Raw genomic sequence first — 16,818 nt, 5'->3', positions numbered from 1 at the left:
ATGCCTACAGTTGCATTTCATACACTTGGTTGTAAGGTAAACCATTACGAAACAGAAGCGATTTGGCAGCTTTTTAAAGAAGAAGGCTATGACCGGGTTGATTTTGAATCAATGTCAGATGTTTATATCATCAACACTTGCACCGTTACAAATACTGGCGATAAAAAAAGCCGCCAGGTAATTCGCAGGGCTATAAGAAAAAATCCAGATGCCGTTATTTGTGTAACAGGCTGCTATGCTCAAACCTCACCTGCAGAGATTATGGCTATCCCTGGAGTGGATATTGTAGTTGGAACACAAGACCGCGTGAAGATGCTTGATTATATTAAACAATATAAAGAAGAACGCCAGCCAATTAACGGAGTTGGCAATATTATGAAAAACCGTGTTTACGAAGAGCTTGATGTCCCGGCATTTACGGACCGGACACGTGCATCTTTAAAAATCCAAGAGGGATGCAACAATTTCTGTACATTTTGTATTATTCCATGGGCGCGCGGGCTAATGAGATCTAGAGATCCGAAAGAGGTTATCCGTCAAGCGCAGCAGCTAGTTGATGCAGGATATAAAGAAATCGTGCTAACAGGTATTCATACTGGCGGATATGGGGAAGACATGAAGGATTATAATCTTGCCATGCTGCTTCGTGATATGGAAGCACAAGTAAAGGGATTAAAGCGAATCCGTATTTCTTCGATTGAAGCAAGTCAAATTACAGATGAAGTGATTGAAGCAATCAAGGAATCAACAATGATTGTTAGACATCTTCATATTCCAATTCAATCTGGTTCTAATACAGTATTAAAAAGAATGCGCCGTAAATATACGATGGAATTTTTCGGCGAACGTTTGGAGCGTTTGAAAGAAGTGCTTCCAGGTTTAGCTATAACTTCTGATGTGATTGTAGGTTTTCCTGGAGAAACAGAAGAAGAATTTATGGAAACATATCATTTTATTAAAGAGCATAAATTCTCTGAACTGCATGTTTTCCCATATTCTAAACGTACAGGTACGCCAGCAGCGAGAATGGAAGACCAAGTAGATGAAGAAGTAAAAAATGATCGGGTTCACCGTCTAATTTCTTTATCTGATCAGCTCGCAAAGGAATACGCTTCTCAATTTGATGGCGAAGTACTTGAAGTTATTCCTGAGGAAGAATATAAGGATGAACCGACAACAGGTCTATATGTGGGCTATACAGATAATTATCTAAAAGTTGTTTTCCCTGCAACTGAGGAAATGGTAGGCCGAATTGTTAAGGTGAAAATTAAAAAAGCGGGCTACCCATACAATGAAGGAGAATTTGTAAGGATCCTTGACCAGCTGGAAGAACAGGAAGAAGCTGCAGTTTAAATACTAGATTAAGGAATTACCACGTAGGTAGTTCCTTTTTGTTTAGCTGCGGCTCCTAGCCCCGACGTACAGGACGTACTAGTGTCGACATGCAACAGGACGTCGCGCTTTTGCTGACCTCGAGATCATAAGCCTTCGCATTTCGATTTAATGGGATTAATGAATTTGGAAAAGCTATCAGTGTAAGGAGAAAAATTCGAGATTCGACTCGATATTTTTATGAAGGCATGATATGATGTGAGAGGTACGGACAACTCGTTTATTTGAAAGGAGTTTAGAATAATGACAACTAATGTCGCAAAAATGATCGATCATACATTATTGAAAGCGGATGCAACAAAAGAGCAAATTGAAAAAATATGTGCAGAGGCAAAAGAATATAATTTTGCTTCAGTATGTGTAAATCCTGCTTGGGTAAAGCGATCAGCTGAACTTTTAAATGGTACAGACGTAAAGGTTTGTACGGTTATTGGCTTCCCATTAGGTGCTTCAACACCTGAGACAAAAGCATTTGAAACAAAAAATGCGATTGAAAACGGGGCCACAGAAGTAGATATGGTCATCAATATTGGTGCTTTAAAGGGCGGAGACGATGAGTTAGTGGAAAGTGATATCCGAGCTGTTGTTGATGCAGCGAAGGGAAAAGCTCTTACAAAAGTAATTATTGAAACTTGTCTGTTAAGTGAAGATGAAAAGGTTAGAGCATGCGAATTATCAGTTAAAGCAGGTGCTGACTTTGTAAAAACATCTACTGGTTTTTCAACTGGGGGAGCAACAGCAGAAGATATTGCTCTTATGAGAAAAACAGTTGGACCAACAATTGGTGTTAAAGCATCGGGTGGCGTTAGAAGTGCAGAAGATGCGCAAGAAATGATCAAAGCGGGCGCTACAAGAATTGGGGCAAGCTCTGGTGCAGCCATCGTCAACGGACTAACAAGTGATTCAGACTACTAAAAAAAGAAATGCCGGATATCCGGCATTTCTTTTTACTATCTTATTATTTATCATGAATCTTTATAATAAATCGCCCAAATTGAGTGGCAAACGGCAGAACGAGCAATGATGAGACAACATTAAAAATGACACTTATATGAGCAAGCTGAACATCTGCTTGTCCTGCAAGCTGGAGTCCAATCTCAGTTAACATATAAATAAATGGATAGAAAATTATTACACCTAAAACATTTAGCCATATATGCGCATATGCAGCAAGCTTTGCTTCCTTCCCTGAACCGATTGATGCGAGATAAGCATCCACACAAGTACCGATATTCGATCCGAGCATAATTGCGATCCCTGTGTCTAGATCCATCGTCCCTGCCGTTAGAAAGCCCATAATGATTCCAGTTGTTGCAGTGCTTGATTGGATAATTGCTGTAATGATGATGCCTGCCAAAACGCCGTACAGATGACTTTCATCTAATGCAAGCAGCAAACGATTTATTTGCTCAACATTTTTCAGTGTACCCGCAAAATACTCAAATCCCCTCATGGCGGCAAACACACAGGATATGCCTAATAGAACCAATCCAATGCTGCGAAGATTTTTCCTCTTCAATAAAACAAGAATGCTGCCTGTGATTGCCAGTGGAATTAAATAAGCCTCTATATCAAAAGTAATTAATTCGGTTGTAAACGTAGTTCCAATATTTGTTCCTAATATAATTCCGATTGATTGTGGAAAAGTTAGCAGTCGTGCTGAAACAAATCCAATTGTAATAATCATCACAGCTGAGCTGCTTTGTAAGACAGCTGTAATGAGAGTGCCAATTATTACACCTTTCCAGGGAGCATTCGTTAATTTAATGAGCCATTTCTTTAATGATTCTGCTGAAAGGTTCATGAGACCAGACCTTAATAGCGTCATCCCATATATGAATAAACCGATTAAGAGTATAAAAAATAATAGCTTGATCAAGTATCCACCCCCCTAGATATATATCTATGGCTAGAGGGATGAGGACATGCCATTTAAGTAAATTTCGTTAACCTTTGCTTTTTACTTCTGATATCTCAATATTTCCAAGGTAAAAACAAGTCCATTACAGGCTAAATACAGTTGACCTCAGGCATGCTATTATATTATAATTGCAAAGTACATGGAAAACCATGTTGTGTTAGTGTGTTGTGCTCGGAGGGAGGGAAAGAGAATGTCTAAAACCGTCGTTCGTAAAAACGAATCGCTTGAAGATGCTCTTCGTCGCTTCAAACGTTCAGTTTCTAAAACTGGTACTTTGCAAGAAGCTAGAAAGCGCGAATTCTACGAAAAACCTAGTATTAAACGTAAGAAAAAGTCTGAGGCTGCAAGAAAACGTAAGTGGTAAGAGAGGGTGTATGTAATTGAGTCTTCTCGAGCGTCTAAATGAGGATATGAAACAAGCGATGAGGAATAAAGAAAAAGATAAGCTAACTGTCATTCGGATGATCAAAGCTTCGATTCAAAATGAATCAATTAAGCTTGGATCAGACTTAAACGAAGAACAGGAGCTTACTGTCCTTTCTCGCGAAGTAAAGCAACGCAAGGATTCCCTCCATGAATTTGAAAAAGCAGGTCGTGAAGATCTTGTTGAAAAAATTCGTACTGAACTTCAGTTCGTCGAAATATATATGCCTAAGCAGCTATCTGAAGATGAGGTTTCACAAATCGTACAAGAAACGGTTGCTGAAACAGGAGCAAAATCAAAAGCTGATATGGGTAAAGTAATGGCTGCCATCATGCCGAAAGTAAAAGGTAAAGCAGATGGAGCACTTGTAAATAAACTTGTACAACAACACCTTTCATAAAAAAATAAGTATAAAAGACCGAGAGCATTTGCTTTTCGGTCTTTTTAACATTGGAAATAAAAAGAAAATGAACCATTTAATGAAACCTTTCTTCAAGTGGAAACGTATAGAATAGAAGGAATTATTTGAAGGGAGGGGAAGGTTTGAGAAAAAGAAGAAGCATGACCATTTTTGCCTTTCTTTTTGCATTTTTTCTAATGTTCGTACCTTTTAAAGGTAATGCCAGTAATGAAATAATTTATGTAGTTCCTATTACAGAAACAGTCGAAAAAGGAATGTATGCCTTTTTAAACAGAGCTGTGCAAACGGCTGAGGAAGAAAATGCTTCTGCAATCATTTTTGAAGTGGATACACCAGGCGGCGCTGTTGATGCGGCTGGAAAGATCGGAAAATTATTATCATCGACAAAAGTGAAAACGATTGCTTTTATTAATAAACAGGCTCTTTCAGCAGGTGCTTATATCTCGCTAAATACAGATGATATATATATGACTCCTGGCTCTACAATGGGATCAGCTGCCATTATTAACAGCGAAGGGAATACAGCGGGTAAGAAAGCTGAATCCTATTGGTTTGCAGCAATGGAAGAGGCGGCAAAACAAACAAAAAGAGATCCGATTTATGCACTTGCGATGGCAGATGAATCCATTCACCTACCCGACTATAACGCACCAAAAGGGAAGCTGCTGACGCTCGGTAGTGAAGCTGCGTATAAAGTAGGCTATTCAAAAGGTACAGTGAATAATTTAGAAGAGTTGTTGGAGAAACTTGAATATTCGGATGCGGAAATTCAGACATTAGAAGAGAGTTTTGCTGAAAAAATCGCACGATTGATCACACACCCTGTGATCATCCCTATCTTACTTTCAATCGGCAGTTTAGGACTTGTCCTAGAATTATATTCACCTGGATTTGGTATTCCTGGCTTTATGGGGTTATCTGCATTATTTCTCTTCTTCTATGGACACTTAGTTGCCGGGCTGGCAGGTTATGAGACAATTATTTTGTTTGTCATTGGAATGGGACTGATTATCGCAGAGTTTTTCCTCCCCGGAGGAATTGCGGGGATACTCGGTTTAACTGCGATACTAGGAAGTTTATTCTTAGCATCTGATAATATTGTTCATATGGGAATCTCCATATTAATAGCAATTAGTGTTTCTATTCTAGCATCTATATTAATGATAAAGGTGTTTGGTAAAAAAATGAAAATATTTAAGAAGCTAATATTAACCGATTCCACTAAAACGGAACAAGGCTATGTATCCAATAAGAACAGACTTGAGCTGATTGGCTTGGAGGGCTATGCCTTAACAGCACTAAGACCATCGGGAACCATTGTCATTGAGGATGAGCGAATTGATGCGGTTAGTGAAGGTGCATTTATTTTGAAAGATGCAAGAGTTCGAGTGGTAAAAGCTGAGGGTTCGCGAATTGTGGTTAGAGAGATACAAAAAATAGACAAATAAAAAATTTTAGGAGGAATGAAAAATGCCATTTGATGCTATTTCAATTTTCACTTTGGTCATTATTGTCGTTGCAATAATCCTATTGGGCGTTTTATTCACGTTTGTTCCGGTCATGCTGTGGATCTCCGCATTAGCGGCTGGGGTAAGAGTAAGTATTTTCACATTAATCGGAATGCGTCTTCGCCGGGTTATTCCCAGTCGAGTAATTAATCCGTTGATTAAGGCACATAAAGCTGGTTTGGATGTGACAACGAACCAATTAGAAAGCCACTATCTGGCAGGAGGAAATGTAGATCGGGTCGTTAATGCGCTAATTGCTGCACATCGGGCAAATATTGAATTGCAATTTGAACGGAGTGCTGCTATTGATTTAGCTGGCCGAGATGTATTAGAAGCTGTACAAATGAGTGTTAATCCAAATGTGATTGAAACGCCATTTATTGCTGGTGTAGCCATGGATGGGATTGAAGTAAAGGCGAAAGCAAGAATTACTGTAAGAGCAAATATCGACCGTCTTGTCGGTGGTGCGGGTGAAGAAACAATTGTTGCCCGTGTAGGTGAAGGGATTGTATCAACAATCGGATCCTCTGAAAACCATAAAAAAGTACTAGAAAACCCAGATATGATTTCACAGACAGTTCTTGCAAAAGGGCTGGATGCGGGTACTGCTTTTGAAATCCTCTCCATTGATATTGCGGATGTGGATATCGGTAAAAACATTGGAGCGGAATTACAAACCGAACAGGCAGAGGCAGATAAAAAGATCGCCCAAGCAAAAGCGGAAGAGCGCCGTGCCATGGCTGTTGCCCAAGAGCAGGAAATGAAGGCACGCGTAGAAGAAATGAGAGCGAAAGTGGTAGAAGCAGAATCACAAGTTCCTCTTGCAATGTCTGAAGCACTCCGATCTGGCAATATTGGTGTCATGGATTATATGAATTATAAAAATATCTCTGCTGATACAGATATGAGAGACTCCATTGGCAGAATAACGGATGAGAATAAAGACGGACGGAAAAATGATTAATTCCTGTTCTTCTTTCGGCAGAAGGGAGGGTTTCCCTTATGGAATTTATATTTGAAAATCCATGGCTTCTTTTCATCGTGATCGGTATTATCACCTCAATATTTAATAAATTAACAGGTAACCAAGGAAAGCAAAAAAGCCGGCCGCAGCGACAGCCTATACAGCCTCAAAAGGGTGCGAATCATTCGACTAGCAGCCCAATACGAGAAGTAAAAAAGAACGAAGCTTTGCCTGCAATTCCAAAAAAAGTCATTAATAATATTGAAAAGGAATATGCAGAAAGAAAAAAGCAGGCGGAAGAAACTTTGCATAGCTTGAAAGATAAACAGAGAGCACTGGAAAATAAGACTCAATCCCTACTGGCAGTTTCTGAAAGGGGATCAATGCGATTGGATTTCAATTCTGAAAAAGATGAAAAACCCTCATTTTTAATTGAAAAACAAAAGCTTGCTGAGGGCGTTGTATGGGCGGAGATTTTAGGTCCTCCAAGAGCGCTCAATCCCCACAAGTCAATCAGACAAAAAAGATAAGCGAGTAAAAGGAAAGAAAAATAAGTGCTAGAACCCCCCTTCCATTCATACATATGAGATGAAGGGGGGTTCTTTTTTATGGCAAAAAAGTGGGGACAATTCATCAGGAAATGGATGACAACGAATATGGAGCTTCCTCAAGATGTTATGATGGATTTACCCCGGATTACAATGATCGGACAAATTCATATATATATTGAGAACCACCGCGGTCTAATTGCCTTTTCAGATAAAGAGCTAAGACTTCTTCTTAAACAAGGACAGCTGCTTATTAAGGGGAAATCATTTGTTATCAAGACAATATTACCTGAAGAAATATTGCTAGAGGGAAAAATTGATCAGGTTACCTATATCAGTGAGTAGGATAAGGAATGAAAGCGAGGATACCCACTTATAGGAAGTCCGCACTTCTTCAAGTGGTTTTTAGTATAAGTTGCCTGTTCGTTAAGGGGGAAGGATATGAAAAATCTGTGGACTGAGTTTTTTTGGGGTATTATTACTGTTGAAACAAGAGGGAAGGGGATTGAACGGTTAATAAACACATTAACCAGAAATGGCATTATTATTTGGAATGTAAAAAGGCATGGCAGTGAATCGGTTACTTTCAAAATTAAGCTTGATGATGTGAAGAAAATAAGAGGGGCTGTGAAAGACAGCGATTGTAAAATTAGATTTTTAAGGCGGTCAGGCATGCCCTTTCTTTTCAAACGGCTTTTGAAAAATAGTGGCTTTATTATTGGAGCATTCACATTTCTACTTGTTATTTTTATTTTATCAAATATGGTATGGGGAATTGAAATTAAGGGGGCGGATCCCGAAACAGAGCATAAAATTCGTAAAGAATTGGACGAGATGGGTGTCAAGAAGGGGAAGGTTCAGTTTTTTCTTGAAAATGTTGAAGCCATCCAGCGAAGGCTTACAGATAATATTGTGGCGATTACATGGGTTGGTGTGGAATTAAAAGGGACAACCTATCATCTTCAAGTTGTCGAAAAGAATGAGCCAGATAAACCTGAACTATTAAGCCCAAGAGATTTAGTTGCTAAAAAGAAAGGCGTAATTGTCGACATGTTTGTTGAAGAAGGGCAGCCGAAAGTTAATATTCATGATCATGTAAAACAAGGACAGCTCCTTGTTTCTGGGGTGATTGGGAAAGAAGGGCAGACAGAAATAGTGCCAGCTAAGGGAGAGGTTTATGCAGAAACCTGGTATATAACGAAGGTAACTCAGCCGCTCAAGAGTACCTTCCATGTCTTAAATGGCAATGAAAAACAGAAGCACTTTATTGAAATAGGGAAATGGCAAATTCCAGTTTGGGGTTTTGGGAAGGCTGATTACAAGGAATTTGAAACAGAAACGAATACAAAAGATTTTCATTTTCTAAAATGGAAGCTTCCAATTTCGTATACAAATACAACAATAAGGGAAAGAGAACAAGAGGTAAGAATATACTCCAATGAAGAAGCGTTCGATGCTGCAATAATTAGAGCTCGTAATGATATAAAAGGTCGCTTATCTGAAAATGCTAAAATAAAAGGGGAAAAGGTTTTACACAAGTCTGTTGACGATGGTAAAGTAAGTATATCAATACATTTCCAAATTATTGAGAATATTGCTGAAGCAAAACCTTTAATTCAAGGAGAGACAGAATGACAGAAGAGCTGAAGACAATCAATGTACAACTAGAAAATCCGAATGAAGCGATTTCGCTGTTAGGCAATTCGGATGCAAATATAATAATGATCGAACAAGAATTAAATGTTTCAATAATAACAAGAGGCGAATTGGTATACGTATCGGGGGATATGGAGCAAGCAGAAACAGCCGGTAAAGTATTAGCCGAACTTCTAATGGTGATTAGAAAAGGGATAAATATTAATCAGAGAGATGTAATGTATGCCCTCCAAATGGCTAAAAAGGGGACCTTGGATTATTTTAGTGATCTGTATGATGAAGAAATCACAAGAAATGCCAAGGGGAAAGTAATCCGGGTAAAGACGATCGGCCAAAGCGAGTATATTCGAGCGATGCGAAAAACTGATCTTGTTTTTGGTATTGGGCCAGCTGGGACAGGAAAAACATACCTAGCCGTTGTTATGGCAGTAAGTGCTTTGAAAAATGGTCATGTTAAACGGATTATTCTTACTCGTCCAGCTGTTGAAGCTGGTGAGAGTCTTGGTTTTTTACCTGGTGATTTAAAGGAAAAGGTGGATCCATACTTAAGACCTTTATATGACGCCCTTCATGATATTTTAGGCAATGAGCATACAGAAAGAATGATTGAAAGAGGTACAATTGAAATTGCCCCGTTAGCTTATATGAGGGGAAGAACACTAGATGATGCTTTTGTCATTTTAGATGAAGCGCAAAATACTACACATGCCCAAATGAAGATGTTCTTAACCCGGCTTGGCTTTGGTTCGAAAATGGTTATAACCGGAGATAAAACTCAGGTTGATTTACCAAAAGGAGCTAAGTCCGGATTAATTGTTGGGGAAGAAATATTACGAGATGTAAAAGGGATCTCTTTCGTACATTTAGAAGAAAGTGATGTTGTTCGTCACCCTCTTGTAGCAAAAATTATTCAAGCATATGGAAAGCAAGAGAACTAAGCCGTCGGAAATTCCGTACGGTTTTCTTTTGGCTATTACCAGCTATTTACATAATTTATTAATAAAGATGCATCTTAACTAAAAAACTGTTATCATTTTACATAATTACATTTCTATCTTCTTAAAAAGTGATAAATAAAGGCGAAAGATAGGAGGGTGAAAAAGTGGAAAAGCTCCATCGGCATATGACGAAAATTAAAGGCTTGTTAGAGATGACTTTTTTTAAAGTCTTATTATTTGTATTGCTTGGATTTGTGATGTATTTTTCGATGTTTAGCAACGTAAAACCGGAAAAGCTTGACCTAAGTTTATTTTCAGTTGCTGAACAGACCATTCGATCTCCTATCACAATTGAAGATAAGGCAAGTACGGAGAAAAAGAAAAAGGATGCAGCAGACCTAGTAAAGGATGTTTATGTAGTAAAAAGAGAAATTGCACAAAACCGAGTGGATTTGATTACATCCATATTTGGTACTGCGACAGAAGTAAATGATGCCATTAAAGAAGAAATGGAAGCGAAGGAAAAATCGTCGCAACAGTCAGATGAGGAAGAGGATCAATCAACTTTTATCGAGCCAACACCTAGTGATAAATTATCACGAATGAAAGAAAAACTAACAGAGGATGTAACAAAGGATATTTCTGATCAAACATTGCTTGCATTAGTACAGGCCTCCAGAACAGAGCTGTCTTTAGCAAAGGATGTGACAGTAACTGCAATAAATAATGTCATGAGCAATCGGATTCCAGCTGATGAGGTTGAAAATGCGAAAAAAAGACTTGAAGAGGAATTAAGATTTACAAGTTTGAATACAAATTTAAAATCAGCTGCCATTGAGCTTGGCCGTTATGCGGTATATCAGAATGAATTTTATGACCCAAATGCAACGGAGGAGCATCGCCAGCAAGCAATAGAAAGTGTGGAGCCAGTAAAGATTCTTCAAGGACAGATTATTGTGGAGGAGCAACAATTAATAAGCAGCGATGTTTATCGGCAGTTAGAGCTAATAGGGATGTTAGACAGCGTTAATTCCAATCAGCCGTTTATTGGTCTTGCATTAATCACTTTTGTCATTCTTGCTGCCCTTTACTATTATTTTTATGAACTGAAAGTACAATCTGAGACTAAGCAAAGTTATTTATTGCTGTTTAGTATTATTTTTGCTTTATCGATTTTACTTATGAAAAGCATAAGCTTTTTTCATGAATTTAAGTATTCTGAGATTAGCTATATCTTTCCTGCTGCCATGGGAGCTATGTTAATAAAAATTCTTATTGATGAACGGATGGCTGTCCTATTTACAATTATTATGGGGATTTGCGGAAGTATTATTTTTAATGAAGGCATTACAGGTACCTTTCATGTTTCTGCTGGCATCTATATTATTTGTAGTGGAATCGCAGGAATCTTATTCCTAACGAAACAAAATCAGCGTTCAAAAATTCTTCAGGCGGGAACATTTGTAGCAGGTGTAAATATTATTGTTATCTTTTCATTGATGCTCCTAAGAAATGGTCAATACGAGGGGATGGAATACGGATTTTATGTTATTCTTGGTTTAATTTCGGGGATTACATCTGCAGTTCTGACCATAGGCCTTCTGCCGTTTTTTGAAGCTGGATTTGGGATCCTTTCTACAATGAGATTAATTGAATTATCAAGTCCGAATCATCCGCTGCTGCGGAAGATTTTAACAGAGGCGCCAGGAACGTATCATCATAGTGTAATGGTCGCGAATTTATCTGAATCTGCTTGCGAAGCTATTGGTGCCAATGGGCTCCTTGCCAGAGTTGGCTGTTATTATCATGATATTGGGAAGACGAAACGGCCGCAGTTCTTTATTGAAAATCAAATGAATATTGAGAATCCGCACGATCGACTTCCTCCACAAACGAGTAAGAATATTATAATTGCTCATGCAACTGATGGAGCTGAAATGTTAAAAAAACATAAGATGCCAAAAGAAATCATCGATATCGCTGAGCAGCATCATGGGACAACATTACTTAAATTCTTTTATCATAAAGCCAATCAAAATGATCTTGAGGTTAGAGAGGAAGATTATCGCTATCCAGGTCCGAAAGCGCAGACTAAGGAGACAGCTGTTATCGGAATTGCTGATAGTGTAGAGGCAGCTGTACGATCGATGACCCACCCAACCCCTGAACAAATAGAAGGGTTAGTTAGAAAAATTATTGCTGATCGTCTGCAGGATGGGCAGCTAAATGAATGTGATTTAACTTTAAAGGAGCTTGAAACGGTAGCAAACGCTCTTTGTGAGACGTTAAATGGAATTTTCCATTCTCGTATTGAGTATCCTGAAATGACAAAACAGAAGGTGAAACAAGCATGAGTTTAAATATTGACTTAATCGATGAAACAAACGAGCTTTCGGAAAAGGAATCAGCTTATATTGGGGAGCTGCTCAACTTTGCGGCTGTGTCCGAAAAGGTTGAAGCCCAAAGTGAAGTGTCGATTACATTTGTTAGTAATGAAAAAATAAAAGAAATAAATAAAGAATATCGTCATAAGGATTCTGTAACAGATGTCATTTCTTTCGCGATGGAGGAAATCGGTGAGGGTGAGATGGAGCTAGTCGGTCTTGATATGCCTCGAGTTTTAGGGGATATCGTTATTTCTGTTTCAAGAGCAAGAGAGCAAGCCGACGAATATGGGCATACATTTATGCGTGAATTAGGCTTCTTAGCTGTCCATGGATTTCTTCATCTTCTTGGCTATGATCATGAAACAATAGAAGATGAGAAAGTAATGTTTTCTCGTCAAAAGGTAATTCTAGATGAGTTCGGGCTCCAGCGCTAAGAAGCATCGCCTCATTCAGTCGTTTGGCTTTGCCTACACTGGGATACGTTCAGTAGTGATGAATGAAAGAAATATGAAAATCCATCTAGTTATATCACTAATTGTTATTATGACTGGTCTTTGGCTTTCATTATCTATGCTTGAGTGGTTATTTATCTTTCTAGCAATTGGTGGTATGCTTTCCCTGGAAATGATCAATACTGCGATTGAACGTGTAGTTGATCTTGTAACAGACCAATATCATCCTTTAGCAAAGGATGCGAAGGATATTGCTGCTGGTGCAGTTCTCCTTTATGCAATCATGTCAGTTATTATCGGGTTAATCATATTTGCACCAAAGATTATGATGATTTTAACATGAAAAAACTGTCCGTTTTCGGGCAGTTTTTTCATTCTTTATCAGTCACTTTAGTTAAGGATTTGAAAAGGTACACTAAATTAGATAAAATGACAAAGCAATAGCTAAATACTACGCTATCATTTTTGGAAAATTCAATTTTTGTATTACGTTTTTGCTACAACGGATGTATTTGATGTCAAAATGAGGTAAAATAAAAGAAGGAATCCCCTTCTTAAGGAAAGGAAGCATTATAGGTGAACGTTGAAAAATTAATTGAAGAAGCAAAAATCGCAAGAGATAAAGCATATGTACCGTATTCAAAATTTAAAGTTGGTGCGGCGCTCTTAACGGAGGATGGGAAGATTTATCACGGATGTAATATTGAAAATGCTGCATATAGCATGTGTAACTGTGCTGAACGAACAGCAATATTTAAAGCATATTCAGAGGGTGATAAAAAGTTTACTGCAATGGCTGTAGTAGCGGATACAGACCGTCCATGCTCTCCATGTGGGGCATGTCGTCAGGTCATCGCGGAATTATGCCCGAAAGACATGAAGGTTTTCTTAACGAATTTAAAAGGGGATATTCAGGAAATTTCTATAGAAGGATTATTACCTGGCGCTTTCTCACCGGAGGATTTACATGGATAATTCGACACAAGGACATAAATCAGGATTTATTTCAATTATTGGCCGACCAAATGTTGGAAAATCTACCTTTTTAAATCGTGTCATCGGTCAAAAGATTGCGATTATGAGTGATAAGCCACAAACGACACGAAACAAAGTACAAGGTGTTCTAACAACAGATGATGCACAGTTTATTTTTATCGACACTCCAGGAATTCATAAGCCTAAACATAAGCTTGGTGACTTTATGATGAAGGTCGCACAAAATACGCTAAAAGAAGTAGATGTTATTTTGTTTATGGTAAATGCTGAAGAAGGATATGGCCGTGGCGAAGAGTTTATTTTGGAAAAGTTTCAGTCTGTTCGTACGCCAATTTTCCTTGTCATTAATAAGATTGATAAGATTCATCCCGATAAGTTGATGAATTTGATCGAATCTTATAAGGAAAAATACGAATTTAGTGAAATTATTCCGATTTCTGCACTAGAAGGAAATAATGTTGAAACCCTTTTAGAACAAATTAAAACGTATTTACCTGAAGGACCGCAATACTATCCAGCTGACCAAGTGACAGACCATCCCGAAAGGTTTATCGTTTCTGAGCTAATTAGGGAAAAAGCTCTTCATTTAACTCGGGAGGAGATTCCTCATTCCCTAGCTGTGTTGATTGATAAGATGGAGCGCCGTGAAGATAAAGATGTGGTTCATGTGATGGCTACGATTATTGTTGAGCGGGATTCACAAAAAGGAATTGTTATTGGAAAACAAGGAAAGATGCTGAAGGAAATTGGCCAGCGAGCACGCATGGATATCGAAAATCTCCTTGGATCGAAAGTGTTTCTTGAACTTTGGGTAAAAGTCCAAAAAGATTGGCGCAATAAAATGTCCCAGCTCCGGGACTTCGGCTTCCGTGAGGATGAGTACTAACAGAAAAGTGGAGGCGACTGTCCACTAATCGCCAGGAGCCGCAGCTAGACGAATAACATTTTTTCTCAGCCACATAACTAGAATATTATGGACAATCGCCAATTATGTATGTTTTTGATTTACAATATTTTTCTCTTATGAAATTTGAAAGACAGGCTATGATAAGTGATAAGGATTTGGGATGAAAAATTGCGTTGAATAACGGAAAGGTGGGGTTTTCGATGATGGATTTTACCTGGAAAGTTTTTTCGCAGACAGGTAACATTGACACATATCTTCTCTTTAAGGAGCTAGAAAAGGAAACTCAAGATATACCCGGAAATCTGGACGCAGAGCAAGAAATTGATTTTCCCATCTCATAGGTTTGTCTAATCGTTAGGGATGGTGCTAGGATGCTTGAAAAATGTGAGGGCATCGTCATTAGAACAACAAGCTATGGTGAAACAAATAAAATTGTGACTCTTTATACACGTGAATGGGGAAAGGTTGGTGTGATGGCACGCGGTGCTAAAAAGCCGAATAGCAGGCTTGCGGCTGTCACCCAGCCTTTTACATACGGGTACTTTTTAGTACAAAGAAGCAATGGCTTAGGGACGTTACAGCAGGGAGAAATGATATCCTCTATGCGGTCAATTAAAGAAGATATCTTTCTAACTGCTTATGCTAGTTATATCGTTGACTTAACGGATAAAAGTACAGATGATAGGAAGCCCAATCCTTATTTGTTTGAATTGGTCTATCAAATATTAAATTTAATTAATGAAGGTTTTGATGCAGAGATTATCGTTAATATTTTTGAAATGAAAATGCTTAATACGCTCGGGCTTTATCCTGTATTAAATCAATGTGCTGTTTGTGGGAATACGGACGGGCATTTTTCTTTTTCGATTCGGGAAGGCGGCTTGCTCTGCCACCGCTGTATAGAGAAAGATCCTTACCATTATAAAATTTCAGCGGCAGCTGTAAAGCTTTTGCGTGTTTTTTACTATCTTGATTTATCACGCCTTGGGAATATATCTGTTAAGCAGGAAACAAAGGAAGAATTGAAAAAAATCATTTCTGCTTACTATGAGGAATATTCCGGATTAAATCTAAAGACCAAGAAATTCCTTAATCAAATGGCTAAGTTTGATGGAATGATTTAAACTCTTATTTAGTTGACATTCGCGAATAATTCGGCTATGATTCAAATTATTAAATTAATAGTTGCTGTGAAAGAGAAGAGTACTTAACTCGCTCTATAAAAGCGAACCTAGGATAGTGAGAGCTAGGGTATAGAAGGTTAAGGAAGGCGTTCTGGAGCAACAGTCACATTTGACAATCAAGTCGGCTGCCTTTCAATTGCAGCAAATAGGGTGGAACCGCGGGTTAACTCTCGTCCCTATGCTTTACGCATAGAGACGGGAGTTTTTTGTTTTCTATTTTTTAAAAGGAAGGTGTCTTATGAATATCCAAAACATGATTTTAACATTGCAGAAGCATTGGTCTGAACAGGGCTGTATTCTTATGCAATCCTATGATGTAGAAAAAGGGGCAGGAACAATGAGTCCTTATACGTTTTTACGTGCCATTGGTCCTGAGCCGTGGAGTGTAGCTTATGTGGAGCCGTCTCGCCGTCCTGCTGATGGACGCTATGGAGAAAATCCAAACCGTTTATACCAGCATCATCAGTTCCAAGTAATTATGAAGCCTTCACCGGACAATATTCAGGAACTGTATCTTGAATCATTAAAGGCATTAGGCATTAATCCGCTTGAACATGATATTCGCTTTGTTGAAGATAACTGGGAAAACCCATCGCTTGGGTGTGCTGGCTTAGGCTGGGAAGTATGGCTTGATGGAATGGAAATTACACAGTTCACTTATTTTCAGCAGGTTGGCGGTTTAGAATGTAAGCCAGTTTCTGTAGAAATTACATACGGAATTGAAAGGCTTGCCTCGTACATTCAAGAAAAGGAAAATGTGTTTGATCTTGAGTGGACAAATGGATTTACCGTCAGAGATATTTTTGGACAACCGGAATATGAGCATTCAAAATATACATTTGAAACATCTGATACTGACATGCTGTTTAATCTATTTAATATTTACGAGAAAGAAGCTCATAGACAAATGGATGAAGGACTTGTTCATCCAGCATATGACTATGTTTTAAAATGCTCCCATACGTTTAACCTTTTGGATGCAAAAGGTGCGATTTCAGTAACAGAACGTACAGGTTATATCGGCCGCTGCCGAAATTTAGCAAGGAAGATTGCGAAAACGTTCTATGAAGAACGTGAAAAGCTAGGATTCCCAATTCTACAAACAAAGGAGGAGAATTAA

Annotated in this window: 19 protein-coding genes; 18 read left to right on the top strand and 1 reads right to left on the bottom strand. The window is 38.4% G+C overall.

Features of this window, described 5'->3' with window-relative positions:
* Both mtaB and deoC read left to right on the top strand, forming a co-directional pair.
* Positions 1–1,353 carry a tRNA (N(6)-L-threonylcarbamoyladenosine(37)-C(2))-methylthiotransferase MtaB gene (gene mtaB, locus AN957_RS19630; RefSeq protein WP_056685749.1) on the top strand — a complete coding sequence of 451 codons (1,353 nt, stop codon included), beginning with the start codon at positions 1–3 and terminating at the stop codon, positions 1,351–1,353.
* A gap of 282 nt (positions 1,354–1,635) precedes the next feature.
* Positions 1,636–2,307, top strand: a complete 672-nt coding sequence (deoC, locus tag AN957_RS19625; protein ID WP_053477065.1) for a deoxyribose-phosphate aldolase — start codon at positions 1,636–1,638, stop codon at positions 2,305–2,307.
* A gap of 43 nt (positions 2,308–2,350) precedes the next feature.
* Here the strand turns inward: deoC and AN957_RS19620 are convergent, their stop codons facing one another.
* Complete coding sequence (locus tag AN957_RS19620) at positions 2,351–3,271, bottom strand: Na/Pi symporter (RefSeq protein ID WP_053477064.1); 921 nt, start codon at positions 3,269–3,271, stop codon at positions 2,351–2,353.
* A gap of 232 nt (positions 3,272–3,503) precedes the next feature.
* On the opposite strand from AN957_RS19620, the gene rpsU reads away from it, so the two are divergent.
* From rpsU to glyQ, 16 genes are all read left to right on the top strand, one after another.
* Positions 3,504–3,677, top strand: a complete 174-nt coding sequence (gene rpsU / locus AN957_RS19615; RefSeq protein ID WP_009333009.1) for a 30S ribosomal protein S21 — start codon at positions 3,504–3,506, stop codon at positions 3,675–3,677.
* 16 nt (positions 3,678–3,693) lie between these two features.
* On the top strand, positions 3,694–4,137 hold the full coding sequence (locus AN957_RS19610; RefSeq protein WP_053477063.1) for a GatB/YqeY domain-containing protein: 444 nt from the start codon (positions 3,694–3,696) through the stop codon (positions 4,135–4,137).
* Between the two features lie 161 nt (positions 4,138–4,298).
* On the top strand, positions 4,299–5,606 hold the full coding sequence (locus AN957_RS19605) for an NfeD family protein (RefSeq protein WP_053477591.1): 1,308 nt from the start codon (positions 4,299–4,301) through the stop codon (positions 5,604–5,606).
* A 22-nt stretch (positions 5,607–5,628) separates the two neighbouring features.
* Complete coding sequence (floA, locus tag AN957_RS19600; protein ID WP_053477062.1) at positions 5,629–6,630, top strand: flotillin-like protein FloA; 1,002 nt, start codon at positions 5,629–5,631, stop codon at positions 6,628–6,630.
* A gap of 38 nt (positions 6,631–6,668) precedes the next feature.
* Positions 6,669–7,160: a hypothetical protein gene (locus tag AN957_RS19595; RefSeq protein ID WP_053477061.1), complete on the top strand. Its 492-nt coding sequence runs from the start codon at positions 6,669–6,671 to the stop codon at positions 7,158–7,160.
* Between the two features lie 78 nt (positions 7,161–7,238).
* Entirely contained in the window at positions 7,239–7,523 is a 285-nt protein-coding gene (yqfC, locus tag AN957_RS19590) for a sporulation protein YqfC (protein WP_053477060.1), read from the top strand.
* 96 nt (positions 7,524–7,619) lie between these two features.
* Positions 7,620–8,813 carry a sporulation protein YqfD gene (yqfD, locus tag AN957_RS19585; protein ID WP_053477059.1) on the top strand — a complete coding sequence of 398 codons (1,194 nt, stop codon included), beginning with the start codon at positions 7,620–7,622 and terminating at the stop codon, positions 8,811–8,813.
* On the top strand, positions 8,810–9,772 hold the full coding sequence (locus AN957_RS19580; RefSeq protein WP_053477058.1) for a PhoH family protein: 963 nt from the start codon (positions 8,810–8,812) through the stop codon (positions 9,770–9,772). The genes yqfD and AN957_RS19580 overlap by 4 nt, the downstream gene beginning before the upstream one ends.
* 212 nt (positions 9,773–9,984) lie before the next feature.
* Positions 9,985–12,126: an HD family phosphohydrolase gene (locus tag AN957_RS19575; RefSeq protein ID WP_379999342.1), complete on the top strand. Its 2,142-nt coding sequence runs from the start codon at positions 9,985–9,987 to the stop codon at positions 12,124–12,126.
* The gene (ybeY, locus tag AN957_RS19570) at positions 12,123–12,593 is read left to right on the top strand and encodes an rRNA maturation RNase YbeY (protein WP_053477056.1); all 471 of its coding nucleotides are present in this window, start codon (positions 12,123–12,125) and stop codon (positions 12,591–12,593) included. Before AN957_RS19575 ends, ybeY begins: the two co-directional genes overlap by 4 nt.
* A complete protein-coding gene (locus AN957_RS19565; protein WP_053477055.1) occupies positions 12,571–12,954 on the top strand; it encodes a diacylglycerol kinase family protein in 384 nt (127 codons plus the stop codon). The genes ybeY and AN957_RS19565 overlap by 23 nt, the downstream gene beginning before the upstream one ends.
* A 233-nt stretch (positions 12,955–13,187) precedes the next feature.
* Positions 13,188–13,586 carry a cytidine deaminase gene (locus AN957_RS19560; RefSeq protein WP_053477054.1) on the top strand — a complete coding sequence of 133 codons (399 nt, stop codon included), beginning with the start codon at positions 13,188–13,190 and terminating at the stop codon, positions 13,584–13,586.
* A complete protein-coding gene (era, locus tag AN957_RS19555) occupies positions 13,579–14,493 on the top strand; it encodes a GTPase Era (RefSeq protein WP_053477053.1) in 915 nt (304 codons plus the stop codon). Before AN957_RS19560 ends, era begins: the two co-directional genes overlap by 8 nt.
* Positions 14,494–14,714: 221 nt before the next feature.
* Positions 14,715–14,855, top strand: a complete 141-nt coding sequence (locus tag AN957_RS27060; RefSeq protein WP_075209191.1) for a YqzL family protein — start codon at positions 14,715–14,717, stop codon at positions 14,853–14,855.
* A gap of 30 nt (positions 14,856–14,885) precedes the next feature.
* Positions 14,886–15,638 (top strand): DNA repair protein RecO, encoded by a 753-nt coding sequence (gene recO / locus AN957_RS19550; protein ID WP_053477052.1) that lies wholly within the window; start codon positions 14,886–14,888, stop codon positions 15,636–15,638.
* A 298-nt stretch (positions 15,639–15,936) separates the two neighbouring features.
* Entirely contained in the window at positions 15,937–16,818 is an 882-nt protein-coding gene (glyQ, locus tag AN957_RS19545; protein ID WP_056685746.1) for a glycine--tRNA ligase subunit alpha, read from the top strand.

Origin of the sequence: Cytobacillus solani, from assembly GCF_001420595.1 — a bacterium.
GTDB lineage: Bacteria > Bacillota > Bacilli > Bacillales > Cytobacillaceae > Cytobacillus > Cytobacillus solani.
The sequence above is the reverse complement of the archived record's forward strand: the minus strand, read 5'-3'. Positions and strand labels throughout refer to the sequence as shown.